At 58.7% G+C, this 24,504-nt stretch carries 22 protein-coding genes and 3 tRNA genes; 5 read left to right on the top strand and 20 right to left on the bottom strand.

Annotated elements, in window-relative coordinates; all coding sequences use genetic code 11:
* Positions 1-70: 70 nt before the first annotated feature.
* From sdhA to BN1724_RS00110, 4 genes are all read left to right on the top strand, one after another.
* Complete coding sequence (sdhA, locus tag BN1724_RS00125; protein ID WP_058233748.1) at positions 71-1,843, top strand: succinate dehydrogenase flavoprotein subunit; 1,773 nt, start codon at positions 71-73, stop codon at positions 1,841-1,843.
* A complete protein-coding gene (locus tag BN1724_RS00120; protein WP_058233747.1) occupies positions 1,843-2,610 on the top strand; it encodes a succinate dehydrogenase iron-sulfur subunit in 768 nt (255 codons plus the stop codon). The genes sdhA and BN1724_RS00120 overlap by 1 nt, the downstream gene beginning before the upstream one ends.
* Positions 2,611-3,084: 474 nt before the next feature.
* Entirely contained in the window at positions 3,085-3,618 is a 534-nt protein-coding gene (locus tag BN1724_RS00115) for a hypothetical protein (RefSeq protein WP_157085689.1), read from the top strand.
* Positions 3,619-3,644: 26 nt separating this feature from the next.
* Positions 3,645-4,121 (top strand): hypothetical protein, encoded by a 477-nt coding sequence (locus BN1724_RS00110; protein ID WP_058233745.1) that lies wholly within the window; start codon positions 3,645-3,647, stop codon positions 4,119-4,121.
* Between the two features lie 298 nt (positions 4,122-4,419).
* Here the strand turns inward: BN1724_RS00110 and BN1724_RS00105 are convergent, their stop codons facing one another.
* The 10 genes from BN1724_RS00105 to BN1724_RS00060 form a co-directional block, all read right to left on the bottom strand.
* The gene (locus tag BN1724_RS00105; protein ID WP_058233744.1) at positions 4,420-5,223 is read right to left on the bottom strand and encodes an exodeoxyribonuclease III; all 804 of its coding nucleotides are present in this window, start codon (positions 5,221-5,223) and stop codon (positions 4,420-4,422) included.
* Positions 5,220-6,131 (bottom strand): bifunctional methylenetetrahydrofolate dehydrogenase/methenyltetrahydrofolate cyclohydrolase, encoded by a 912-nt coding sequence (locus BN1724_RS00100; RefSeq protein WP_058233743.1) that lies wholly within the window; start codon positions 6,129-6,131, stop codon positions 5,220-5,222. The genes BN1724_RS00105 and BN1724_RS00100 overlap by 4 nt, the downstream gene beginning before the upstream one ends.
* A gap of 125 nt (positions 6,132-6,256) precedes the next feature.
* On the bottom strand, positions 6,257-7,525 hold the full coding sequence (gene glyA, locus BN1724_RS00095; RefSeq protein WP_058235612.1) for a serine hydroxymethyltransferase: 1,269 nt from the start codon (positions 7,523-7,525) through the stop codon (positions 6,257-6,259).
* Positions 7,526-7,678: 153 nt separating this feature from the next.
* On the bottom strand, positions 7,679-8,908 hold the full coding sequence (locus tag BN1724_RS00090) for a UDP-N-acetylmuramate dehydrogenase (protein WP_084252582.1): 1,230 nt from the start codon (positions 8,906-8,908) through the stop codon (positions 7,679-7,681).
* Positions 8,908-9,381 (bottom strand): MaoC family dehydratase, encoded by a 474-nt coding sequence (locus BN1724_RS00085; RefSeq protein ID WP_058233742.1) that lies wholly within the window; start codon positions 9,379-9,381, stop codon positions 8,908-8,910. The genes BN1724_RS00090 and BN1724_RS00085 overlap by 1 nt, the downstream gene beginning before the upstream one ends.
* Positions 9,378-9,869 carry an FAS1-like dehydratase domain-containing protein gene (locus BN1724_RS00080; RefSeq protein ID WP_058233741.1) on the bottom strand — a complete coding sequence of 164 codons (492 nt, stop codon included), beginning with the start codon at positions 9,867-9,869 and terminating at the stop codon, positions 9,378-9,380. Before BN1724_RS00080 ends, BN1724_RS00085 begins: the two co-directional genes overlap by 4 nt.
* 173 nt (positions 9,870-10,042) lie before the next feature.
* Entirely contained in the window at positions 10,043-10,213 is a 171-nt protein-coding gene (rpmG, locus tag BN1724_RS00075) for a 50S ribosomal protein L33 (RefSeq protein WP_058235610.1), read from the bottom strand.
* 106 nt (positions 10,214-10,319) lie between these two features.
* Positions 10,320-10,396 (bottom strand) — tRNA-Met (locus tag BN1724_RS00070).
* A 57-nt stretch (positions 10,397-10,453) separates the two neighbouring features.
* Positions 10,454-10,526: transfer RNA gene (locus BN1724_RS00065), tRNA-Thr, on the bottom strand.
* Positions 10,527-10,610: 84 nt separating this feature from the next.
* A tRNA-Tyr gene (locus tag BN1724_RS00060) sits at positions 10,611-10,695 on the bottom strand.
* A gap of 156 nt (positions 10,696-10,851) precedes the next feature.
* Here BN1724_RS00060 and BN1724_RS00055 point away from each other — a divergent pair.
* Entirely contained in the window at positions 10,852-11,343 is a 492-nt protein-coding gene (locus BN1724_RS00055; protein ID WP_058233740.1) for a YajQ family cyclic di-GMP-binding protein, read from the top strand.
* A gap of 153 nt (positions 11,344-11,496) precedes the next feature.
* Here the strand turns inward: BN1724_RS00055 and htpX are convergent, their stop codons facing one another.
* From htpX to BN1724_RS00005, 10 genes are all read right to left on the bottom strand, one after another.
* Positions 11,497-12,366: a zinc metalloprotease HtpX gene (gene htpX, locus BN1724_RS00050; RefSeq protein WP_058233739.1), complete on the bottom strand. Its 870-nt coding sequence runs from the start codon at positions 12,364-12,366 to the stop codon at positions 11,497-11,499.
* Between the two features lie 188 nt (positions 12,367-12,554).
* The gene (locus BN1724_RS00045; RefSeq protein WP_058233738.1) at positions 12,555-12,824 is read right to left on the bottom strand and encodes a hypothetical protein; all 270 of its coding nucleotides are present in this window, start codon (positions 12,822-12,824) and stop codon (positions 12,555-12,557) included.
* Positions 12,825-12,914: 90 nt separating this feature from the next.
* The gene (locus tag BN1724_RS00040; RefSeq protein ID WP_157085688.1) at positions 12,915-13,217 is read right to left on the bottom strand and encodes a hypothetical protein; all 303 of its coding nucleotides are present in this window, start codon (positions 13,215-13,217) and stop codon (positions 12,915-12,917) included.
* A gap of 270 nt (positions 13,218-13,487) precedes the next feature.
* Positions 13,488-13,757, bottom strand: a complete 270-nt coding sequence (locus BN1724_RS00035) for a hypothetical protein (protein ID WP_157085687.1) — start codon at positions 13,755-13,757, stop codon at positions 13,488-13,490.
* Positions 13,758-13,865: 108 nt separating this feature from the next.
* A complete protein-coding gene (locus BN1724_RS00030) occupies positions 13,866-18,353 on the bottom strand; it encodes an FtsK/SpoIIIE domain-containing protein (protein WP_058233735.1) in 4,488 nt (1,495 codons plus the stop codon).
* A gap of 285 nt (positions 18,354-18,638) precedes the next feature.
* Positions 18,639-19,373 carry a hypothetical protein gene (locus BN1724_RS00025; protein WP_058235609.1) on the bottom strand — a complete coding sequence of 245 codons (735 nt, stop codon included), beginning with the start codon at positions 19,371-19,373 and terminating at the stop codon, positions 18,639-18,641.
* Between the two features lie 40 nt (positions 19,374-19,413).
* Positions 19,414-21,030 (bottom strand): FHA domain-containing protein, encoded by a 1,617-nt coding sequence (locus tag BN1724_RS00020; protein ID WP_058233734.1) that lies wholly within the window; start codon positions 21,028-21,030, stop codon positions 19,414-19,416.
* Between the two features lie 83 nt (positions 21,031-21,113).
* A complete protein-coding gene (locus BN1724_RS00015; RefSeq protein WP_084252580.1) occupies positions 21,114-21,938 on the bottom strand; it encodes a PP2C family protein-serine/threonine phosphatase in 825 nt (274 codons plus the stop codon).
* Positions 21,935-22,291, bottom strand: a complete 357-nt coding sequence (locus BN1724_RS13215) for an FHA domain-containing protein (protein WP_231928098.1) — start codon at positions 22,289-22,291, stop codon at positions 21,935-21,937. Before BN1724_RS13215 ends, BN1724_RS00015 begins: the two co-directional genes overlap by 4 nt.
* A 1,007-nt stretch (positions 22,292-23,298) precedes the next feature.
* Entirely contained in the window at positions 23,299-24,309 is a 1,011-nt protein-coding gene (locus BN1724_RS00005; protein ID WP_058233732.1) for a polyprenyl synthetase family protein, read from the bottom strand.
* Positions 24,310-24,504 lie beyond the last annotated feature (195 nt).

Genomic DNA, 24,504 nt, shown 5'->3' with positions numbered 1-24,504 from the left:
ATAATCTGACGGCCGCGCACCTGCGCGCTGGCCACCTCGACAAGCTAAGTAGCTGGGAGAGCTCACCACCATGCAGACCCATAAGTACGATGTCGTGATCGTCGGTGCCGGCGGAGCTGGGATGCGCGCCGCACTGGAATCTTCGACCCGTGCCCGCACCGCGGTTTTAACCAAGCTGTATCCGACCCGTTCCCATACGGGAGCGGCCCAAGGCGGTATGTGTGCCGCACTGGCCAACGTCGAAGAAGACAACTGGGAGTGGCACACCTACGACACCGTTAAGGGCGGCGACTACCTGGTTGATCAGGACGCCGCGGAAGTCATGGCCAAAGAAGCTATCGACGCCGTTTTAGATCTAGAGAAGATGGGGCTGCCATTTAACCGCACCCCGGAAGGGCGCATCGATCAGCGGCGGTTCGGCGGGCATACCCGCGAGCACGGCGAGGCCCCTGTCCGGCGCGCATGCTATGCGGCTGACCGCACCGGCCACATGATTTTGCAGACCCTCTACCAAAACTGCGTGAAGCAGCACGTGGAGTTCTTCAACGAGTACTACGTGCTGGACATTGTGCTCACCGGAGATCCACGTACCGACGACGATGTCCGTGCAGCGGGTGTGGTCGCCTATGAGCTAGCAACCGGTGAACTCCATATATTCCGGGCAAAATCGATTGTTTTTGCGACCGGCGGTGCCGGCAAGGTGTACAAGACAACCTCCAACGCGCACACCTTAACCGGTGACGGACAAGCCATCGCTCTTCGCCGAGGTATCCCGCTCGAAGACATGGAGTTCTACCAGTTCCATCCCACCGGTCTTGCCGGTCTGGGAATCCTGCTCTCTGAGGCGGCGCGCGGAGAAGGCGCCATCTTGCGCAACTGCGAGATGGAACGGTTCATGGAGCGGTACGCCCCCACGCTTAAAGATCTCGCCCCACGCGATGTGGTGGCGCGAGCTATGGCCAACGAGGTCCGCGAAGGGCGGGGTTGCGGCCCCAATAAAGACTATGTGTACCTCGATCTCACACACCTGGAGCCCGCACATATTGACGCGAAGCTTCCTGATATCACCGAGTTCGCCCGCACATATTTAGGCGTGGAGCCCTACACCGAACCCGTGCCCGTCTACCCCACCGCGCATTACACGATGGGCGGTATCCCCACCAATATCAGCGCTGAGGTGCTGCGCAACGAACACGACGTGATCCCGGGCCTGTATGCCGCCGGGGAGGTTGCCTGCGTCTCCGTTCACGGCGCGAACCGGCTTGGAACTAACTCGCTGCTGGATATCAACGTCTTCGGGCGCCGCGCAGGCATTGCCGCCGCCGAATACGCGATGTCCGCTGAGCTTCCAGCCCTTCCCGATGACGCATGGAAACCCACCGCTGACCTCCTAGACGAGCTGCGATCACACAGCACCTCCACCGATCGGGTGGCTGATATCCGGCGCGATCTGCAAGAAACCATGGATGCGAACGTCCAGGTTTTCCGAACTGATGAAACCTGCCGTAAGGCGCTGCGCGACATTCAGGCCCTGCGCGAGCGCTACCGGGCCGTTAGCGTCCAGGACAAAGGCAAGTGTTTCAACCTCGATCTCCTCGAAGGGATTGAGCTCGGCTTTTTGCTCGACCTCGCCGAGGTGATCGCCCTGGGCGCGCTGGAACGCAAGGAGTCACGCGGCGGACACTTCAGGGAAGACTTCACCGCTCGCGACGATGTGAACTTCCTGTGGCACACCATGGCGTATAAGACCCTCGACGGTAACGGCCAGGATGGCACCTCCGTCCGCCTCGGACGCAAGGACGTCGTCATCACCCGATACGAGCCGAAGGAGCGGACCTTCTGATGAGCGCACCCACCCAGACTGCTACGACCGCCTCGTCGGGCGGCGCCGGAGAAATCCCCTCGTTCTCGGTCACACTGCGGATCGCACGTTTTGACCCAGAGTCCGACCGCGGTCACTACTGGGATGAACACACTCTGACGATGTACGGCACCGACCGCGTTCTGGATGCGCTACACGAAGTGAAGTGGCGCCTCGATGGCTCCTTATCATTTCGGCGTTCCTGTGCCCACGGGGTGTGTGGTTCAGACGCGATGCGCATTAACGGCCGCAACCGTTTAGCTTGCAAAACGCTTTTGAAGGATCTGAACCTGAAGAAGCCCGTGGTCATCGAACCCATCAAGGGGCTCCCGGTCCTCAAAGACCTCATCGTAGATATGGAACCGTTCTTCGATGCCTACCGCGAGGTCATGCCGTTCCTGGTCGCTCACGGGCAGGAACCTTCTCAGGAACGCTTGCAGTCCCCTGAAGACCGCGCCCGATTTGATGACACCACCAAATGCATTCTGTGCGCCGCCTGCACCTCATCGTGCCCTGTATTTTGGACCGACGGCCAGTATTTCGGCCCGGCAGCAATCGTTAACGCCCACCGGTTCATCTTTGATTCGCGCGACGATGCCGCTGAGCAAAGGCTTGAAATCCTCAACAGTCGCGAGGGTGTTTGGCGTTGCCGGACCACCTTCAACTGTTCGGAGGCGTGCCCGCGAGGTATCCAGGTCACTCAGGCTATTGCGGAAGTCAAGCAGGCCGTTATCCGCGGACGCATCTAAAGAACGCGTGTAAAACCTCGCGTCATGGAGAGGATGCGGTGACACCTTGCGTGTAGCGACGCCGTGTTGGCGAGGCACTAACCGTGTGCCGCCAGCGCGGCGTCTCTACATAGACGTTTCTGTGTGAGCTGCGTGCACATGCCGCGTCGGAGCTGAGCCACTCGTAAAATACAGCGCAGCTGGCGAGATACGAAGGTAGCGGTTGAAAGCAGTTCCCTGCGTTCACGCACGCACCTTCATCACTCGGCCTCTCTAGCCGACTGACCTGCGAGAACCCGTGTCCGCTCGCGATTAAGCTTTCTATTTCGACCTTGCCGGCCAGCAAAGTTGCCTCACCACACTGGACCGCAACCAGCCCTGACCAAAACAACTAAATAGCCATCTAAGGCCGTTGACGAGACGACATGCGCACAGTTACCATATCCACACACCGGTGACCTGTCCCCCATATCGACAATGGTGAAACGAGGGAACATGAAGCGCCGAAACTTTATAACAGGCGCAACACTCCTCACCGCCGCCACAGTCTCCGGCGGCACGGGAGCCGCGTTCGCTTCTCCTGTGAGCCATAGCGGTCTTTCCCAGCCTCGAGCGGCAAGTCTTCCTGAGTCCGTTATGGCGGATTCCGACTTCGACCGTTTGATTAAGGCGCTGGACAACGTTCCCGAGGACCTTAAAAACGCCGATCCAAAGACCACCCCTGACTACGAGCGCAACCTTTCCAAGGCTCTTAATGGCCTAAGGCTTGCACGCAGTTCCGACATTGCCAACCGAGTGTCGTGGATTCATTGCGGCATTGAGGTCGCAAAGATCATCATTCAGTATGGAGTGCCTATAGCCAAGGTGATCAAGTGGATCAAAGATGCCCGAAAACTTTGGGGTAGTGTCCGGGGGATTTTACGCGCTATCCATAACGGCAATGCGATCGTTGACATTGGCGAGGAGGCAGTCAAACTCATCGAAATGCTTCTTGGATTCGATAGTGTCATTACAGCATGTTTTAGCTAAGGAGGTACCATGCCCCGAGATCCAGAATGGAAGCCCATTTCTTTTGGGTACTGATATTCGGGCATCTTTTCACAGGTTTGCTCATAGGTTTTCTTGCGCTTGTCCTCGCGATGCTTGCATGCTGGCTCTTCGTTGATGCGCCACAGTACTCACTAGTTTTCCTGACTGTGGCAGCAAGTTTCGCCATCAAAGAGACCTTTTCGGCACTCTTTGATCATTGGTGGGCTAACAAGAACGAGCATCCGCAACCAGGCGGATGGCCAGTTCCCATCATGAACCTGGTCAGCTGCCTCATCGCCTATGTGCCAATCTCGCTTATCACTCTAGGAAACACTCCGGCCGCGTACGTAACTGTTGCCGCCGCCGTTATCGCTGAAATTGCATTCATCCTGTGGTTAACACCTTGGCGACCAGGGATGACCAGCGGTGAGGTTCGGAAAGCGATGAAGGAAACCGTCGAGATGACGGAACGAATGATAAAAGAAGGTCGCCAAGATTCCTGACCCGCCCGCACGGATAATGCAGCAGTCCATACACATTACGCTGTGCACTCTCACGGATACCGGCCTCTAACGTGGCTACAGCTACTAGCTTTAGCGCAACTGACAATAGTTGCTGCCGCCAAGAGCAGTTACTCCCCATTAGCTGCTACTGCTACTACATCATGAATACTCCATAAGGCGTGCCCCCTGAGCATCGAATGTGTTCAGGGGCACACCTTATATATCTCGGCACTCACGCGAGAAAGCCCATGTCATGTATGAAATACCCTCGGACAGCCCACTATTAGCCGCGCGCCTTTCAGCTGTACGTCACCACCAAGGGCGCGTGGTCTGACCAACGCGTGTCATAGCTGGGGGCACGGTCAACCCGAGCAGCAACAGCTTTTGCCGCCAGCTCAGAGGACGCCACGTGATAGTCAATCCGCCAGCCTGCGTCATTATCAAACGCCTGGCCCCGATTAGACCACCAGGTATACGGCCCAGGACCTTCACCCGCAAGCGTGCGATGAACATCCACCCACCCCAAGTCGCCGAAAAGACGATCAAAATAGGCGCGTTCCTGCGGAAGGAAACCGGCCTTTTTGAGATTGCCCTTCCAGTTCTTAATATCAACTTCGCGGTGGGCGACATTGAGATCACCGGTGAGCAGAACATGCCGACCGTCTGCCCTCAGGGCACCAATCCGGTCAACCATCGCGTCCATGAACGCGTATTTGTCATCCATTTTCTGCTGATCATCAGCATTACCGGTGTGAACGTAGGCCGAGATCACCGTCAGCATGCTGCCATCACCTAGCGGATTATCGAGATCAACTTCAATCCAGCGACCGGTCGCTGCGAACCGCTCAGGCCCCACGCCTATACGCGTCGCCATATAGGGCTCACGGGTTGCAATGGCTACCCCAGCGCGGCCCTTTGCTTCCGATTCGGAATGAACCACATGCCAGTCCTCGCCGATAAGCCCCGCCACCAGTGCATCTGGCGCTCGAACCTCCTGCATAGTGACGACATCGGCTCCGCAGCTGGCGAGCCATTCAGACATGCCTTTGCGCATCGCAGCGCGCAGGCCATTGACGTTAACGGTAGCGACGGTGAAACTCATGCGCTCAAGTATCCCGCATCACCAGACTCGGTCAATGACCGCTCCGCCGCTTCCACCACGTTTGCTAGGAGCAGCGCCCGGGTCATGGGCCCAACCCCACCGGGATTTGGAGAGATCCAGCCCGCAACCTCACGAACCGCTACATCCACATCGCCCACGACTTTCTTCTTCCCAGTCTCCGGGTCAATCTCACGGGAGACACCAACATCGAGCACCACCGCACCGGGCTTCACATCGCCTGGCCCAACCAGCCGGGCCGACCCCGCAGCCGCCACAATCACGTCGGCCTGACGCAACAGGGAGGGAAGGTCTTTCGTGCCGGTATGAGTGAGGGTCACCGTGGCGTTCAGATTTCGGCGCGTCAGCAATGCCCCAATGGAGCGTCCAACAGTGACCCCCCGTCCGATCACCACCACATGGGCGCCGTTCAGATCAATCCCGTGTCGCAGCATGAGGTCGATCGCGCCGCGCGGAGTGCAGGGCAGCGGGGTGGTAATTGGCCTGTTCACATTCAAGATGAGGCGCCCGAGATTGGTGGGGTGTAATCCGTCTGCGTCCTTAGCCGGATCGATTCGTTCGAGAATCGCGTCTGTATCCAGGTGCTTTGGCAGCGGAAGCTGGACGATATACCCCGTGCACGCCGGGTCGGCGTTGAGTTCATCGATCACTGCTTCCAGCTCCGCCTGGGTGACGGTCTCGGGCAGTTCTTTGCGGATGGAGGAAATCCCCACCTCCGCGCAATCCCTATGCTTTCCCGCGACGTACCACTGGCTTCCGGGATCCTCCCCCACCAGCACAGTGCCAAGCCCCGGCACCACGCCTCGCTGCTTAAGAATGTCCACTCGTTCAGCGAGATCTCGTTTGATCTCGGCTGCTGTCGCTTTACCGTCGAGAATACGTGCACTCATGGCCGGGTCTCCTTCGTCAACCGTTATTGCCGCGTTCTGCTGTGCTGCCACGTTCTATCCAAGGCTTAGCCCGGTGTGTTCGCCTTATCCCAGCTCACCACACCGGGCAGACCGGAGTGTACTCGTCAGTATTGCCGCAGACCCGGGTACAGCGGACGACTTTCGGCCAAACGGCTGGCACGAGCGCGCAGAGCCGGGAGGTCGGCGCCCGGCAGTAGCGCAAGAGCAATGATGTCCGCGATCTCCTCAAAATCCTTCGCATCAAATCCGCGGGTAGCCAGTGCAGGAGTACCGATCCGCAACCCGGACGTAACCCGTGGCGGGCGGGGATCGTTCGGCACCGCGTTGCGGTTGACGGTGATACCTACCTCATGCAGAAGGTCTTCAGCCATCTGCCCGTCCAGATGCGAATTGCGCAGGTCAACCAGAACCAGGTGCACATCGGTACCACCTGACAGCACTGAAATCCCAGCCGTCCGGGTATCTGAAGCCTGAAGACGGTCTGCCAACAGACGCGCACCCTCAAGCGTACGGCGCTGCCGTTCAGCGAATTCTTCGCCCGCGGCAATCTTCAACGCCACAGCCTTCGCAGCGATCACATGCATGAGCGGACCACCCTGTTGACCAGGGAAAACCGCGGAGTCAATCTTCTTAGCCCACTCTTGCGTGCTCAGGATCAAGCCAGACCGGGGCCCCGCTAGCGTCTTATGCACGGTCGTGGAGACCACATCCGCGTACGGCACCGGGCTGGGATGCAAACCCGCTGCGACCAAACCTGCGAAGTGAGCCATATCCACCCACAGTTTTGCGCCCACTTCGTCGGCAATAGCGCGGAACGCTGGGAAGTCCAGCTGCCGCGGATACGCTGACCACCCGGCGCAAATCACCTGCGGACGTGCGGCGAGCGCCTGCTCACGCACACGGTCCATATCGATACGACCGGTCGCGGGATCGACCTCGTACGCAACGATGTCGTAGAGGCGTCCGGAAAAGTTAATTTTCATCCCGTGGGTGAGATGTCCACCATGAGCTAATGAAAGCCCCATGAGAGTGTCGCCCGCGCGCGCCAGCGCGTGCATCACAGCAGCATTAGCGGTCGCACCCGAATGGGGCTGAACATTGGCATGCTCAGCACCAAACAGATCCTTAGCGCGGCTAATGGCCAGCGACTCTGCGATATCGACTTCTTCGCATCCCCCGTAGTAACGCTTGCCCGGGTAACCCTCTGCGTATTTATTGGTAAGGACTGAACCTTGTGCCTCCAGCACAGCGCGCGGCACGAAGTTCTCACTCGCGATCATCTCCAGCGTGCCCTGCTGACGGGCAAGCTCAGCGTCGAGAACCGCAGCGATCTCCGGATCAATCTGCGGAAGCGAGCGGTCGAGGATGGACAGGGCATCGTTCACAGGGGCTCCTTGGCGGGTGCTTAGCGGGGTGATCCGTGCACCCACCATCCTAGGCCGGCGTGGAGTCTCGAGTGCGCGAACCCCGGTATGTGAACGCTTGCCGCGTTCGGTGGCAACAGGCCATCCGAGGTGCGCTCTGGACTACAGCTGCATCCCCAGTCGAACTGGTTCTACTTCTAGGTGGATTCCGAAGGATTCACTCACCTTGCCTCGGACATACAGCGCTAGCTCGCGGATATCCTCCGACGATGCTCCGCCTCGGTTCGTCAACGCCAGCACATGCTGTCCAGACAGCGTCGCACGATCATTGAGACCGAAGCCTCGGGTCAAACCAGCGTGCGATATCAGCCATGCAGCACTGGTCTTAACTCGACCGTCCGCGAGTGGGAAGCGCGGCGCATCCTTCGGCAAACCGGCCATCTCGTCGGGCGTCACGATGGGATTGGTGAAGAACGAGCCTGCGCTCCAGGTGTCATGATCGCCCGGATCGACCACCATGGCTTTTTTCCGGCGTACGTTCAACACCGCTTCGCGCACCTGCGTCATCGGCACTCGCTGGCCGACGGAGACATTCAAAGCCTTAGCCAGCTCCGGATATTCAATTGGCCGCGATAAATCGCCCTGACTGTGCTGGAACGTGACCGACAGCACCACGTACCGGCCGGTTGGGGCGATATGCGCCGATGCCGTACCACTCTCAGCAGGAAAAGAAGCGGGCTGCTCCGACGGGGCTGTGCTCACCCCCGCCACCTGTGAAGGCGAACCCTCAGCGTCGTTCCGATAGGGCGTGCGTTTAAATATCGACGTGCGGTATCCGAATTCGCAGTCTGCCGCGCAGAACGTACGTACGGTCCCGGTGTGGCGATCCCATGTTCTCACCCGGGCGATGCTCTGAGAGACATCCTGGCCATAGGCACCGACATTCTGGATCGGGGTGGCACCGACCGTCCCGGGGATCCCCGAAAGGCACTCCACACCGACCAGCTCGTGTTGGATCGCATGGGCAACCGCCGCATCCCACGACACCCCGGCAAAGTGCTCAACCATAATGCCGCCGCATTCCGGGGCGAGGGCTGATCTCACCCCAGATTCATCCGATTCCAGAGGCGGACGCACGTGCACAACAGTGCCATCGAAGGGGTCGTCTGAGGCGATGAGGTTTGAACCTCCCCCGAGCACGAGCAGGGGGCGTTGTGCCGCATCGGCGTCCCGAACGGCTTCAATTAAGGACTCCTCGTCATGAACCTGCACATAATCCGCAACAGGTCCGCCAATGTGGAGAGTGGTGAGGTCTTTAAGCTTTGCCCCGCTGCTGTGGTGCACACCGCTTCTTTCGCCGTCGATATTCTGCTGGGATGTCTCAACGGACATCAGGTCGGCAACCCCGTGGTCTGTTCACGGCGAGGTACCGCCACAACGGTGCGTGCCCGCCCTAAGACGGTGCGTTCATCTAACGAAACCGTGAGATCGACTCGGGCCGTGGATGCATCGAGATCGATAGCCCCAATGGTCGCCACCACGTCGAGAACAGCTTCCCCGAGAGCAGGCACGGGGACCGGACGGGTAAAGCGCACCCCGTATTCGCAGATTGCGCCCGGGTCTCCAATCCAATCGAGCACCAGGGTAATCGCCCGCCCCATGGTCAGCATGCCGTGGGCGATAACTCCGGGCAGGCCAACGTCCTGAGCAAACGCATCGTTGTAATGAATTGGGTTAAAGTCACCCGACGCCCCGGCATACCGGACCAGATCTGCCCGGCTAATATGTTGCTGGCACCGACCAATTTCGGCGCCCACCTCGAGGTCTTCTAAAACGACGACGGATTTATCATGGTTGGTACTCACTGTGCATCCTCCGTACGTTCCGAGGTGGTTCGTTCCGGTGATTCTTCGCCCCGGACAACGATGCCCGACCGCACGGTGGCCACATCCTCACCCGCTTCCGTACGAACATCCACCCGAGTCGTAATCATGGCGTGACCACCGGCTTCACGAATACGTTCCACGGTGAGTGTCGGGACGAGCCGGTCGTTGGCCATGACCGCCCGATGGAGCACAAATGCTTCTTCGCCGTGCACCACACGGGAAAAATCAATACCAGCCTGCGGGTCTTCGATGTACTGAGCTTCTGTGGCCTGCGCGAGAGAGACTAAGAACGTGGGTGGTGCCACAACGTTTCGGTATCCGGCGCGGGCTGCCGCTTTCGGATCAGTATGGATGGAGCTACTCGCGCCCGTGGCCCGCGCAAACTCGGCAATTTTTGTTGCGCTAACGACATGCACCGGCCCGGGGGGATATGTTTTCCCCGCGAACTCAGGGTTCACACTCGACATCGACAATTCACACTCCTACGGCAGAAAACGGTTGGCGCTTTCACGGCGATACCGACCACATCGGTTACCGCATCGTCATCAGACACTGGCTCATCGCACGAAAGCCACCCAGGCAGAATATCCTGGGTGGCTTTCGAGAAAACCGTCGTCATATCGACGGGTTGAGGTCTAACTCAGCGGGTCTCGCGGTGAACCGTCTGCTTTCCACAGCGCGGGCAGAACTTCGACAGCTCCAGCCGGTCAGGGGTATTGCGACGGTTCTTCTTTGTGATGTAGTTACGGTCCTTGCAGTCGACGCAGGCCATGGTGATCTTGGGCCGCACGTCGGAGCTCTTGCTCGCCATGGGAGTCGCCTTCTTCCGGTCTCGTGCGCGCCCGGTGGTCGCGCGATGGGGCATGCCACCCAAAGGTGACACGTGCACACCTCTCACGCGTTTCCGCGAGAGGGGGTGGTACCGAGGGCGGGGATCGAACCCGCGACCTCACGATTATGAGTCGTGCGCTCTGACCGTCTGAGCTACCCCGGCGTGATCGTCACGGCGGCCCGGCCTCACGAAGAGAACCGGGCCGTCCGCTGCGATACGAGCCCTGAAAGGGAATCGAACCCTTGACCTTCTCCTTACCATGGAGATGCTCTGCCGACTGAGCTATCAGGGCAAGCTCGGAAAACTTTACACAGTCTGTCTCTTCGGAGCAAACTCTGCTTCGCTATCCGTGCACGGAATCACATAGCGTGATTCCTGGTGGCAGGTGAGGGATTCGAACCCCCGTAGGCAATGCCAGCTGATTTACAGTCAGCCCCCTTTGGCCACTCGGGTAACCTGCCGGGTCTGCGGTCCGCCAGGCGAACCGACCGTCTTATCGTAGCGGCCCTGCAGCGATCACGCGAATCCACAGCGGCATCTACCTGCATGATCCCGCTCACAGCCCCCTGGGACTGGTTACAGTGGTGCCATTACGACCCCACGACTAGGAGGACGCCATGGCAGCGGATTCGTCGTTTGACATTGTCAGTAAGCTCGACCGCCAAGAGGTCAACAACGCAGTTATTCAGGCATCCAAAGAAGTTGCTCAACGCTACGACTTCCGAGGTGTCAATGCATCCGTTGAGCTGTCCGGGGATTCCGTGGTGATGGCAGCGAACTCCGAGGATCGAGTGCGCGCTGTTCTTGACGTATTGCAAACGAAGCTGTTGCGTCGAGGTGTCTCTTTGAAAGCGGTGGAGTTTGGTGAGCCTCGGCAATCCGGCAAGCTCGTTAAGCTCGAGGGCTCGCTGAAAGAGGGAATTGCCTCCGATCAGGCCAAGAAGATTTCTAAGATCATTCGAGACGAGGGCCCCAAAGGAGTTAAGGCCCAGATCCAAGGCGATGAGCTGCGGGTGTCGTCTAAGAGCCGCGACGACCTCCAAGCCGTGATCTCGCTACTCAAAGGCAAGGATCTGGACGTCGCCCTGCAGTTTGTCAACTACCGCTAAGACGCTTCCTCACGCCTAACTCACACCTAATACGCAGCGATCAGGCGGTGTGCGACGTAGGACGTAGCCGTTGATGGGTGGTCTAGTCGCACACCGCCTATTTTCGACTCTACGTCGCACATTGCTTAGTCGAGGTCGGAAGGCGCACATCGCTTAGTTGCGATAGCGATCCTCAGCCATTCGCTCAAGCCGCGCGATGCGCTGCTCCATCGGCGGATGCGTGGCGAACATTCCCGCCAGCCCCTCCCCCGCTTTGAATGGGTTCGCAATCATTAAATGCGAGGAGTTCATCAAGTCGGGTTCGGGCTTTAACGGGGCCTGAGCGGTTCCGCTTTGCAACTTACGCAGTGCTGAGGCGAGAGCCAGCGGGTCTTCGGTGAGCGTCGCACCGTCAGAGTCCGCCGAATATTCCCTGGTGCGAGAAATCGCGAGTTGGATCAGCGTCGCCGCCAAGGGAGCGAGAATCATCGCGGCTAGGGCACCGAGCATGCCGAAACCTCCGCCGTTGCGTTCACGGTCGTTGCCACCGCCACCGAAGAACATCAGCATCTGGGCGATGGAGGTGATGATGCCACCGATAGCTGCCGCCACCGATGAGGTCAAGATGTCGCGGTTGTACACGTGCATGAGTTCATGTCCGAGCACCCCGCGCAGTTCGCGGTCGTCGAGCAGGCTCAGGATTCCTTCGGTGCAGCACACCGCCGCATGGCGAGGGCTGCGCCCTGTAGCGAAGGCATTGGGAGCCTGGGTGGGGGAGACATAGAGCCTTGGCATGGGCGCATTTGCCTTGGCGGAAAGCTCAGAGACGATGGCGTACATACGAGGCGCTTGTTCCGGGCTCACCGGATAGGCACGCATCGATCGCAGCGCGATTTTGTCGCTGTTCCAAAACGAGATCGCGGTCCCAATCAACCCGACCAGGGCGAAGAGCCAGATCCACCGCCCGTTTCCTACAAACCACCCCACTGCAAGCAGGACACCCCAGAGGACCCCGAACAGCGCCGCGGTGCGAACCGTATTCATTAAGCTCTGCCCGTTCACAATGCCTCCCGGTATCTCGCGGACGGGTGCGTTCGCACCCCATGCATACTCGCCCATCCTAGAAGGGTGCGCAAGCAATGGGCCAGGGGAACCACTCTGTGATTCCCCTGGCAGGAACCGACTTCGCGCATTTGAGCGCGAGTATCGGATACCTGGCGACCTGCCCGCATTCAGCGCTGATTCGAGGTGGCGTCCTGATCGTCAGCCTGCGCCGCAAGATTCTCTCCGCGTTGTTTTAGTGCCTCTGCCAGCTCGTGAACAGAAGATCCTTTCACGTGGAGCCAGTCTTGTTTGAAGGCTTCGGCATCAGGACCGAGCCAGTTCACCGAGTTCACAACGCCGCTGAGGTGATCGAATGATTCAGCAACCTGCTGCCCGATGTGCTTGAGTTTCCCAGCGGCTTCTCGGCCTTGCTCCGGACTCATACCTTGAAAAGCCATATCGTCACTCCCCCTTTTTGGGTTATCAGCTGCACCCTGAAGGTTGCAGATTCAGGTGCGTTCACATGCCGTGTGCCCCGATGCCAGCCATCAATGGGATGAGGTGGCCTCTTGAGCAGAGGCATTGCGGTCCGCGCGTTCTTGAAATTCGTGACACTTGGTTTGTATCACCGCAGCCTTGTGCGCGATGTCGCCATCAAAATGCTTCATGAACTGATCGCGATCTGCTCCCGTCCAGTCGACCCCTTCGACAGCGTGCTTCGCCTGTTCGACCAGTACTTTCACCCGATCACCCGCCTCTTTAATTTGAGCCCCCATGTTTCTTACCTCGGCGGGGACCATCCCTTTTTTCGTCGCCACTGCATTCCCCCTTTCTATCGTCGTCACATTCACATGTTCAGGCCACACGCTCATTCGGGTCACAGCCCGCTCGAGTCATAGCCCGCTCGGGTCATAGCCCGCTCGGGCCACCGCCAGCTCAGGTCACCGTCGAGTTACCTCATTTCAGCGTCGCACGCAGTGATACACCCGAGTTCAAGGCCTCGCGCTGACAACCTCAAGCTGATGGTCTCAAGGCGACGCCCATGCTGCGCCTCGATCAATTCGAGCCTATGCAGGGATGCCCCGGCTGGCGATGGGCACAACTCCCCGCCCACAGAGAACTCATTGAGCAGACGTGCGATCCTGCCCCTGTGCGTTTCGGCGGGCTGTGTGGGAAAGCTCCTTGAGCTCTCCCAGCATCTGGTGCAGCGGTGTGACGATATCTGTGTCCCAGGTTCGGCGAAAAATATCAGCGTCCGGCCCTGTCCACTCCATCGCGTGAAACTCGGTTATAAGACGTGATTCCACATGGCGGGCTTCATCAGCCATGTGGTCGAGTTGATCCGCCAACCGCCTCACGACAGCCGCGTCCATTCCCTTGCTCTCCCGCACTGTTTTCTCCCTTGAATTGTTTTCGCACTGAAAGTGCGCCTTCTCGCACCGGTAGCTCCTCGTGGTCGCACCGGATGCACATTCATCCCCCACCAGCTGCACATGGTTTTATTCGGCCAGAGCAACCTGCAACGACACCGCCGACCCGGATGAGATGAGGAATCCTCGCCCGGGCGGGAAAACTGTACGCCTGCTGTGTCCGGTCGAGGTGCCCAACAGCATCTCGCCATCCATATCGGACGGCTGCAGAATAAGACCACAGCGGCTCGCTTTAAACGGTTGCGCAACCGTGTAGGCGCGCGACCACGTAGCGCTCTCCCCCTCGCCGACCACGAATTGACCCGTTCGCTGGGCGAGCCGGGCCAGTGCCGCCATTGCATTGTCGAGACCGGCTTCGCTGCTCTCGGTGACCTCCTCTATAAACACTGCCAAGGAGCCCTCCGGGACACTTCCACTGTCAAGCCGGTGCAGAAGGTCACTCAACACGGTCTGGGCCTCAGCGAGCGTGCTGATATCGAGGTCCCAGACCGGATGATTACTAAGCTGCGTGATCCTGAGCGAGATATGGACTAGCCGCACGGCAGGTAGCTGAAGCCGAAGGGCAACCGCCATCGTGAGCATCGCCTGGCTGCGACCGCTGCCTGCGGGTCCAGCCACCATGAACGACCCCCGCGGGGTAAAACCCACTTCCGACAATGTCTCGTCACCCAGTCCGAGCGTTGGCAGACCGCAAACGCTCTGAGATAGCGAGGTGACCGGAATTCGTGCGGGCATGCGCTCGATAGGGGGCGCTCTGTCCGCACCGGCGCGCGTCATCGCATCAGCACATTGGTCAATAGCTCGAGCCTGGTCACAGAGATTCGTTCCCCCTCCCAGGAGTGCGATCTGCGCCTCATATCCGTCTGCGATACAGCGCCCAGGCGGGGAACTCATCGCAAGAAGGTCTGTCCGCTCACCTAAACTTCGGTAGTCGTCAGCAGCTGCCATCCGGTGTATGAGCCGCCGTTGAATGGATGCTCCCAGCGCACCGGGCATCGCAGCCGGTCGGTCAGCGGTAACGATCACATGCACCCCGACTGAGCGCCCGTTCGCCGCAATGTGCATGAACGTCGAAAACCAGTTGCTCAGCTCACCGCAGTCATAGGTCTCGCGGAAATTCCCGATCCCATCCACGAGAAGGAACATACGTGGAGTTTTAGACCGTGAGGTTATCTGTCGGTACTCGGCTATGGTTCCGGCGTGGACGCTCGCAAACTCTTTGGTTCGCTCATCGACCAGAGCATGCATTCTCCTCAGTAAGCGAATGACTCGCTCCTCGTCCTCGCCAGAGATCACCGAGCCAACCTGCGGGAGCGCCTCGAGCATGGTGAGGCTGGAACCAGCGAAGTCGAGCCCGTAGATCTGCACGGGCCCCTGACGCAGTGCTATCGCGGCAGAAAGCGCAATGCTGCGCAGTGTCGTGGATTTACCCGCCCCACTAGCTCCGTAAATAGCCAGGTTTCCGTCCCGATCCGGCTTATAGCCGAGAATCGGTTGCCGCTGCTGGTCAGGAACGTCGCTGATCCCCAGCACCAGGTCATCATCACCGCCCGTATGGGCCAGTTTAGCGAGGTCATAGTGTTCAGCCAGTTCCGCAAGCCACGGTCGGCGAGGCGGTGATACACCCGCGATGCCAGCTGCTTGCCGAAGGGCGTGAACGATCCGGATCACGTCTTCAGGACCCTGATTCTGTGCGCTCTCGCAGGGTTTGGGTAGCTGCCAGGCGGGTCCGGTTGCAAAGTTCTTCTCGACAATCTGGATCTGGGCGGGACCGGGTTGATCCGCCGTCCACCCACCGACGTATCCGCTTTGAAACATGACCAGATGCCCAGGCCCCTTTTTAACGACAGCTCGACCAGGGATCGTCGGGTCAAAATGTGCGGCGATTGGCTCTCCCACAATGTCTTTCGAGTCGTCCTCATCAGCCATGCGCAGGGCAATTCTCAAATTGGTGTTAGCACGCAGATTTTCTTTAATGACCCCGGCAGGGCGTTGCGTAGCCAAGATCAAATGCACACCGAGCGACCGACCGCGCGCAGCGATATCGACCACCCCGTCGATGAACTCCGGAATGTCGTGAACGAGGGTCGCGAACTCATCCACCACGATGACCAAACTCGGAGGGCATTCTGAATCACCGCGTCGTTCAAGTGACGCCAGATCTTTCACCTTTTTCCGGTGGAACAAACGTTCTCGTAGTCTCAGTTCGGCGCGCAATGAATCCAGCACCCTGTGCACTAGATGCGCAGACAGGTCGGTGACAAGCCCTACGGCATGGGGCAGGTTGACGCAGTCGGCAAAGGCTGCACCTCCCTTATAATCCACAAATAGGAAACAGACCCGGTCAGGGCTATGGCCAGCAGCCATTGCCAGAACCCAGGTCTGCAAAAACTCTGACTTACCTGAACCCGTGGTACCGCCCACGAGGGCATGCGGACCGTCGCGTCGAAGATCCAACGACAATGGTTCTAGCCCGCTGTGCCCCACAAGAGCCTCTAAGCCCAGCGCGCCTGATGGACTCGATACTGCCCTTGGATCCGGGGACATGGAACTCTCCTGCCGAGCCCAGGTCTTCATGATGGTTTGCGGGTTGCGGAGAAGATCATGGTCCGTGAGCGCTAAAAAGCTCAGGACCGTGGGAAGATCTGATTCATCGCGGACGGGCACCCCGGCGTCTGTAACGGGTGCCAGATATCGCCCAATGCCGTGCGCGACTTGCTGATCCACGGTGTCACAGGTGACGGGGGAAAAGCGTTCACCGCCTTGAACGTGCCCAGCTGTCGCACTCCCGGAACCGTCGATGTCTAAATAGGTGCGACACGCTGCGGGAAGTGCTGCGACTCCCCCTGCTCGCCAAAGGACATAGACCCCGACCTTGGGGCCATGCTCAGCGATCCACACCAGGTGAGCCCTCTGGGCGGGAGCATCATCGTCGACGATAAGAACAACAGCCGGAATAACGGGAACGCAGGCGGAGGATGAAGCGTGCTGAGAGGACCAGCTGTCATTCGGTGTTGAGCCCGACTCCATATCAGCTGTACGCGCAACGTGACCAGTCGCTGGGTGCTCTCCGTGTCGGCGCTGTATCAGGTCCTCGAGTTGGGCTAGCAGTGATGCGGCTTCACCAGCATTTTGTGCGAGATGGTCACCCGCGAGAGGGGAATGCGGGCTACAGGTGTGCGGCACCCATTTCAGCCATTCCCACTGCTCCTTGGTGCGAAAGGATGCCATGACGGCGAGCGCGAGCTCCGCCGGAGAATGCAAGCCGATCAGCTGACTGACGATGCCACGCGCAATGCCATCCGCATCCTCGCCCGCCCCGGCCAGGCCCACCCCGCCACACCAACGCAGATCAGCGATAACGGGGACCCCTGTAATCACCGCATATTCCTCGGCTAGGCTTTCCAATTCGTCGCGAAACTGCGGCATGGTGTCGTGCTCTGCCGGAAGCTCGAGACGCACGCGGGAGCTATCTGTTCCAATCCCTAAGCGGACGGTCCCAAAGGCCCGATGCTCAGGGCGATGGGTCCACAGCAGGGACCCACGACGATATATCGCATCTACAGCGTCAGCCGCGCTCGGCGCCTCGGCCAGTCGCACCGCTCGTTCAATATCGTGTGCGTCGTTAAGCTTGCAGCGCACCGACTGCATCCCCTCGCGAAACTGGCGGGTCTGTTCTTTAAAAATTTTGGCCGCTTGCATTTTGCCCTGCACATAGGTGGCCACAGCCATCAACGGCATCATGGCGATAAACATGATGGAGTACACACTCCTGGTCACAGCAAACATTGCGACTCCAAGGAGTAAGGGGGCAATCATGATCAGATAAGGAAAAGCCTGAGGAGTGGGGCGCGTTGGAGGTGATGGGGCTTTAATTGATGTGTCGGGGCATCGCGGCACGATCCTCGGGGCACGATTAAACTCCACCGTCAAAGATTCCGAGGTGCCTCTGATGGGCTTTTTCAGCGCGGTCACGGACAATGATGTATCAGCAACGACCACAATATCTGACGGACTTAAAGTCGCGTGTCGCGTGGCGCGCCCGCCAATGCTTATACCATATTCTGATTGTAAGTCGCTAATTTCAATAGCGTGAGCAATATCGACTCTAAAATGCTGCATCGCAAGCATCGGGTCGTTGAGTTTGATATCGCAGTCAGATCCCTGACCCACAATACTGACGCCCGCTGGTAGATAGAATTCTCGACCCTTGTCTGGGCCGTCTATCACCCGCAACAGCGCGCACGTCTCAGCTTTTTTCTGAGGTCCAGGCAGCATGCCATGCCCGGAATGAGTTGTGGCAATCACCGCTCCCGAGCGAAGCTGCGCAGCCATGAGGTCATCCTCAGGGTTTAGCGTTCTGAGCTGCATGCTGTGATGAGCCCCTGCGTCTTGGACCTGAATAGTAAGACCGTCCGGCAACCGTGCAGACTTCCGCATCGGATCAGCCAAGAACAAGCTGGTGGCTAAATCGGCCACCGTAACAGTCGCGTCGGCCGTGACTTCAAGGTCGGTGAGGCTGCCGTCTGGCCTTCTCAGCGTCAGCGATATCCGCATAGGTATCCCCCTTTTTATAGTGCGGTAGTTTCCGTAAAGCTGTCTGTCCGCATAAATATTTTAACCATTCCCCCGTTTTGGTCATTGCTCCGTTTTCGCCATTCTCCTGTTCTAACTATCCCTCCACTTTAACTATTCTCCTGTTTTAGGTATCCCCCACTTTAACTATTCCTCTGCTTTAACCGTATCCCCACTTTAACTGTATCCCCGCTTTAAGCATTCCCCCAAGTCAGCAACGACAATAATGCATTATTTGCTATCTACACCCGGCATGAGCACCTCCCATTATTTGTCGATATCGGCGGTAGCATTGAGTAGCGGGAGGTCCGCAGAGGTCACCAATCGAGAAAAGACAGCATATTCAACCAGGTGCGCCCTCCGGTTCGACGCTAAACGACCGGGAGCACCCCGCAATCCTCGAATTCCTAGCCGGTCAAGCTTGTCGCAGACATTGTCCAGCTTGCGGTTAAACCTGGTTTGGGTCCATCCGAGTCTGCGCGCTGCGTGCCGTGATGAGGGAACCGAGCTGAGGCCGGCTCCATCCTTTACGAGTAGCGGCTCAGCTAAAGCAAGGATCAATAGTTTTTGAGACGGGGTCAGCAGGACCTCCCCAACTGTATGCTCCCCTGACTCTGGGATGCTGATCGGAGGCTGGGTCGTTGCCGGTGGATCGACATGAATGGACAGCTCGTAGGTTGTGGGACCGGCGGTGAACACTACGTTGGTCCTCGCAGATACGAGCGGGGTTCTCGCACCGGGCGCAAGCCACGAGTGCAACGACCCGGTGGCATCAGTGAGTGTGGCCGATAAACGTGACCCGATATTCTCAATCCACCATAGGGACGCCGCGTAAGTGAGCACTAGGAAGCGACGATGTAGAAACTGGTTGTCGTCGTCGAGGATGAGATCACCCGCTCTCCCGATGACGAACTCGCAGCCCGGATGCACGCTGACATACTCTCCGCAAAACTCTATTGATAAGCCACTAACAACGGCGCCAGCTGCGGCGTCTTCATCCATATCTTTATCCGACAGAGATGGTTGTGCACGGGGTGCAAGGTCACGGAACATCTTTTAACCTCAGTGTGAGCCCATCGCCAATTTCTATGACATCACCGCTTCGTAAGAGGACACCGTCATGAGCTCGCAGGCGCATCGGGGGCTGGCCCGGCCTGGTGATCACGGTTCCGTTCATGCTCCCCATATCTCGGCCGATCACGTTCCATCCCTCGAGGCGAATTTCGAGGTGGTTACGGGAAATATCGTGGGATGGACTGGGCACGGTGACGATACGTGGCACCTCACCCGCAGCGTCGCTCGGGGCGCGGGGTTTGCGTCCAATGATTACGGTGCGGTCGAGCTCAACGACGGTACCGTCCGATATTTCAACTGTTCCAAGCCTTGGTCGCGGCATCTTGGAGGCAGTTGTATTCAGGTGCTCACCACACACTCGACATCGGCGAATATCCGGCGGGTTTATGTGTTGTCCTGAACAGGCCAGGCCAAGCACTGTGTGCCCGTCCTTTTCCGGTGCGCGCAGGGGCGATGATCCACTCATCGTGCAGACCGTGGCTCGATGTGAAGGACTCGCGCGATGGGAAGCATCGTGGTAGGACGCAGTGCAGTCAATCGAGGTGTTCGCAGGAGTATCACCCCGGTCGGGCCCAATCTCCTCTACCGCATGCTGAGTGGGAAGTCGTTCTGGGGAGTGTCCGGATACTGGATTGCTCGTGGACGCAGCAGAAATATCCATTTCGTCGAGCTCACCGACTGGCATCGATCTTTGGGCATGGCGGCCGCGATGCCCGCTCGCATGACCTTGCCGGAGGTTCAGGCGCGGAGGTCCTTCCAGCGGCAGCAACCCCAGTTCTGGCCGCGCCGGCTCCACGACCGATCTCAACTTAAACTCTGACCGCACCGACCCCGGGTTCAAAAGCTGGTCTAGCACTCCGCTCTGTGGCACCGATGACGTAGGCGTGGATGTTAAATGCACATTATGGCTCGCGGCTAAAGACGAATCCTGATTCGTTATCAAAGCTAAGGACGCCTCGGAAGCGAGGTCGTCCGGTGGGGCGCCGCTCGAAGGTTCCGGAGCGCTCACCTCAGGCGATTGCGGGGCGGATATAGAGCGCCCATGGTCATGCACCGCAGCGACCAGCCGGGTGCGTTCCTGTCCGGATAGCGATTGAAGGTCGCAGCAGGTGAGCACAAAACCTCGCACCCGGGCCATTCCTTCCACCAAACGCAAAACGCCTGCGTTACCTTCCTCAGGAAGATCTCCCCATGCGATACGGACGGTATCCTCTGTGCGCACAGGCTCAGCTTTTGCCGTTGCTGAGCCGCACAGCAGTGCGTGGGATGCACGCGAGTACACCGCAACGGCAGTATCTGCATGCACAATCATGACGCTACATTCCCCGATGTATCGCCCATACAGGATGGGGCCCAAGGTTTTCACTGACTCGTAGTCGGTATGGGCAACGATGTGCTCCAAGACATCGTCCGGATCAGGTACCTTGTCGAGAGCTTCCCATACCCCTGCAATGACCTGAGCCCGGATACCCGGAACTAGTAGTGCGAATTGTCTGTTTCGATGGATGAGCGTGCACGGCCCCGGTTCATAAAACAGGCCTCGATCATTGAGCGGCGCTGCGTGGGCTCGGTTCTCCCCTGCCATTGTTCCCCCTTACGTTGTACCCAGGCAGTGTGCTGCGTCCCCCTATGACGCCAGGGTGCCCGGTCATGCGATTGCCTATCTTTCTAGGGTTGGCTTTCACCGTCCTCGCTGTGATGCTGCGCGCCCACGATATCGACGGCTTGGACGATTACAACCGAGACGTTGTCGTGGCCACCCGCTTGCAACGCAAGGTCTACGCAGGTTTGTGCTGCCGAGTCGAGGTCAGGCTGGGTTTGGAGGACGTCCTCCAAGGCCTCGTCCCTCACCTCATCGGTCAGCCCATCCGAACAGATGAGCAGGCGGTCGCCGACCTGGGCTGGAATCAACCAACAGTCTGGCTCGGCATCGTGTCCTGCCCCGAGCGCCCTGGTGATCATGTGGCGGTACGGGTGATGCCGTGCGCGTTCGCTGCTGATGAGCCCTTGATCCAACAGTTCTTGAACGACTGAATGATCCACACTGACCTGTTCTAGGCCCCCAGAGGTCAAGCGATACACCCGGGAATCACCGAGGTTGAGCACAACCCAGTACCCGTTTCCATCGACGACAGTGGTCGCAACCAGAGCCACCGTGGTTCCCGCCGCTGGGCCTTCGGAATCATCCGGCTCAATGGCATTCACGCGGTCGGCTGCTGCCCGTAGCGTGCCTGCAAGTTGTTCGACCTCGACATTCGGTTGCCCGACCAACCGGCGGAACTCTTCTACAACAAATGCACTGGCAACTTCTCCAGCGTTGTGGCCACCAACACCGTCAGCGATAAGAAAAATGGGGTGTTGGGCCAGCAAGCTGTCCTCGTTTGTTGTGCGCACTTTACCTACGTGAGTGGCCGCAGCGCAGCGGGTGAGGATGCTACCGGGTGCGGGCATATCCGGCGCAATGGGAGCGCTAGATGCAGGTGAGTCAGTCATGGGCAAACCTCCACGGTTAGGGTGCGCTCTCCCAGGCGTAGGGTGCAGTCAGGAGGAAGCACCTCGGATACACCTGGGATCAACACATGTTCGAGGCCGCTCTTAGACACCAGCGCAGAGCCGTTCACAGAACCCTGGTCGGTCACGAAAACCTCCTGGCCTCGCACATTTAACGTCAGGTGACTCTTCGACACTGAACGCGTCGAATCCTCAATGGCAAGCAGCGAACCCGTTCCCTGAACGACCGCTGGAGATCTTCCGATCAGAGTTCCCGCTGGACACTCGTATCGCGCCCCATCGTCCATGGTCAGCACAATACGCCGCACGGGAGGGCCTACACGGTTACCCGCCATAAACTTTTCGTTGACTACACTATCGGAGCTTGCCACTCCCGAATCGGGATTAGGGGATTCTCGGTGCGTCCCTGGTAACACCTCACCTGCCGTCAGATACGGATTCAAACCAGGCTCGGCTCGTTCAGTAACCCGACTTCTACGCCCGTCCGTTAGAGCTACCTGGTCCAGTAATGCACCCTGCCATGGCTGTCCAGCGGGCACCCGCAGGGCGGTTGCCGCATGAACCGGTTGATGCGACAGGATTTGGTCGGGTTTCGACTTCACATGCTCTGCCCCAGCACGAAGGCCCATACAAGCTTTTCCGACACTGGTGTTTTTGACCCTGTGCAGCCAGATCGCTCCGGCTATACACGTCACCGCTATTGCAGCGCCTAAAGCCGTGACAGCGACCGGTAATCCTGTCCAGGGCGACGGCCAAGCAGAACACAACAGAGTGATCCCAGTGATCAGCGGTGCAAAACCAGCAAACGAGGCCACCACATCAAGAAAAAACGCCACCAGCCGGCGCGTTCGAGAAATATCCAAACCGCTGCCGAAATCAACGAGCGCAATCCGTCGGCTCTCGCTACATCCCGGAATAACCTGCTCAGGCGGCAAGACAGATTGCCACGCTGACGGTCGAGAGGAACGCTTGACCCTATGATCGGACAAAGGAACGCATGGCCGGCCACATTCTGCGCACCATCGCGTGGACGGAGCGAGCAAGGAACTGCAATATCCGCAGTATCGCGCCTGGCACACCGGCATCACACCTCCGCCCCTAGTAGAACTCCTGATGACAGGTTAGTTCCCAGCAGAGGTTTTCAGGAGGTGTGTGGATAACTCATGGTGAAGCAGGTTTATACCTACACTGTGGACGCGAACTACACACAGCTACTTATCGCTGTAAAACCGGATACTCAAAGTGAAGCAGTTCTCAACCAGGGATGACCGAGGTGCCTCGACGCGCGAATGTCAATCACCAGTGGAGCCGAGCCGACATAAAGGAACGAACCGGCGCACAATCAGGCGCTGCGGTTCACTAGCTGCTCGGTGAACGCTTCGAGCCCAGCGCGGGCGGGACGATCCGGTACGTTCCGCAGCGCCTTTAACGCATCGTTCGCCCAGCTGGTCGCCAATTTTTCGGTCTCGTCGGTCGCCGGGTCTTCGCGCAGCAGGGCTACAGCCTGAGCGAGGTGCTCATCGTCGCTGAGATCGGAATCCAACGCTTCGACCACGGCAACCGTTTCAGGATTGCGATCTCCGGCGGCATAGCGCGCCCTGACTAATAAGGATGGCATGGTTGGAATACCTTCACGCAAGTCAGTGCCAGGAGTCTTCCCGGTGCGTGCACCATCGGAGCGAAGATCAATCACATCGTCGACGAGCTGGAACGCCACACCGGCTTTTTCACCGTATTCCTCCAAGGCGTTGACGACGGTGGCATCACAGCCGGAAAACATGGCTCCAAAGCGGCCTGCGGTTGCAATCAGCGACGCCGTTTTATCGGACAGGACCCGCAAATAATGCGCGTAGGGATCGTCATCGTCCGCGGGGCCCACAGTTTCATGTAATTGGCCGATGCACAGACGCTCAAAGGTTTCTGCCTGAATACGAACAGCTTCCGGGCCTAAACCAGCGGAGATTCGCGAAGCCCTCGCGAACAAAAAATCGCCCGTTAAGATCGCAACCGAATTTCCCCAAACCTCGTGAGCACTGGTTCGCCCGCGCCTGGTTGGGGCTGAATCCATCACGTCGTCGTGATAGAGAGAAGCGAGGTGCGTGAGCTCCACAGCCACGGCCGCATCGAGAACTTCCGCCCTCATGCCATCGCCAAATGCAGCGGCCAGAAGAGTCAAAACCGGCCTGACCCGCTTGCCGCCTGCTTCCATCAGATAGGTGGAAGTCCAACGGGTCAAAGAATCTGAGGTGTGAACCGACTGACGCAGCCGTTCTTCCACACGGTCAAGGCGTTCGGAGAGGAAACCAGCAAGACCCTGATCCAGATCAGGCAGGGATACCAGCAGCGAATGCATCAACCAGTCCTCACGAGAGGTTTGACGAACAGAAACTTGCGCTGTGGGCGCACCAGACAGTCTAGCGGCCAGCTACGATCAGCACGGCTCTCGGAGGACCCGCTTGCTGTTTAAACACATCACACCCACACCATGTGCTCTGCATACCCCAAGGCGCGCCTCATCCAATCGCACCATCCCCCGGTGGGTGGGTGT

It is taken from the genome of Devriesea agamarum, assembly GCF_900070355.1.
Taxonomy (GTDB): Bacteria; Actinomycetota; Actinomycetes; order Actinomycetales; family Dermabacteraceae; genus Devriesea; species Devriesea agamarum.
This window is presented reverse-complemented; position numbering and strand designations above follow the sequence as displayed.

Bases quoted from the DNA above. Each gene is read 5' to 3' on its own strand.
- BN1724_RS00045 (WP_058233738.1), bottom strand. From the start codon at position 12,824: ATGGCTTTTCAAGGTATGAGTCCGGAGCAAGGCCGAGAAGCCGCTGGG.
- BN1724_RS13215 (WP_231928098.1), bottom strand. From the start codon at position 22,291: ATGGCGGGTAACCGTGTAGGCCCTCCCGTGCGGCGTATTGTGCTGACC.
- BN1724_RS00030 (WP_058233735.1), bottom strand. From the start codon at position 18,353: ATGCGGATATCGCTGACGCTGAGAAGGCCAGACGGCAGCCTCACCGAC.
- BN1724_RS00120 (WP_058233747.1), top strand. From the start codon at position 1,843: ATGAGCGCACCCACCCAGACTGCTACGACCGCCTCGTCGGGCGGCGCC.
- BN1724_RS00005 (WP_058233732.1), bottom strand. From the start codon at position 24,309: ATGCATTCGCTGCTGGTATCCCTGCCTGATCTGGATCAGGGTCTTGCT.
- BN1724_RS00100 (WP_058233743.1), bottom strand. From the start codon at position 6,131: ATGAGTGCACGTATTCTCGACGGTAAAGCGACAGCAGCCGAGATCAAA.
- BN1724_RS00080 (WP_058233741.1), bottom strand. From the start codon at position 9,869: ATGTCGAGTGTGAACCCTGAGTTCGCGGGGAAAACATATCCCCCCGGG.
- rpmG (WP_058235610.1), bottom strand. From the start codon at position 10,213: ATGGCGAGCAAGAGCTCCGACGTGCGGCCCAAGATCACCATGGCCTGC.
- BN1724_RS00055 (WP_058233740.1), top strand. From the start codon at position 10,852: ATGGCAGCGGATTCGTCGTTTGACATTGTCAGTAAGCTCGACCGCCAA.
- sdhA (WP_058233748.1), top strand. From the start codon at position 71: ATGCAGACCCATAAGTACGATGTCGTGATCGTCGGTGCCGGCGGAGCT.
- BN1724_RS00115 (WP_157085689.1), top strand. From the start codon at position 3,085: ATGAAGCGCCGAAACTTTATAACAGGCGCAACACTCCTCACCGCCGCC.
- htpX (WP_058233739.1), bottom strand. From the start codon at position 12,366: ATGAATACGGTTCGCACCGCGGCGCTGTTCGGGGTCCTCTGGGGTGTC.
- BN1724_RS00090 (WP_084252582.1), bottom strand. From the start codon at position 8,908: ATGTCCGTTGAGACATCCCAGCAGAATATCGACGGCGAAAGAAGCGGT.
- BN1724_RS00020 (WP_058233734.1), bottom strand. From the start codon at position 21,030: ATGGCAGGGGAGAACCGAGCCCACGCAGCGCCGCTCAATGATCGAGGC.
- BN1724_RS00105 (WP_058233744.1), bottom strand. From the start codon at position 5,223: ATGAGTTTCACCGTCGCTACCGTTAACGTCAATGGCCTGCGCGCTGCG.
- BN1724_RS00015 (WP_084252580.1), bottom strand. From the start codon at position 21,938: ATGACTGACTCACCTGCATCTAGCGCTCCCATTGCGCCGGATATGCCC.
- BN1724_RS00025 (WP_058235609.1), bottom strand. From the start codon at position 19,373: ATGGATGAAGACGCCGCAGCTGGCGCCGTTGTTAGTGGCTTATCAATA.
- BN1724_RS00110 (WP_058233745.1), top strand. From the start codon at position 3,645: ATGGAAGCCCATTTCTTTTGGGTACTGATATTCGGGCATCTTTTCACA.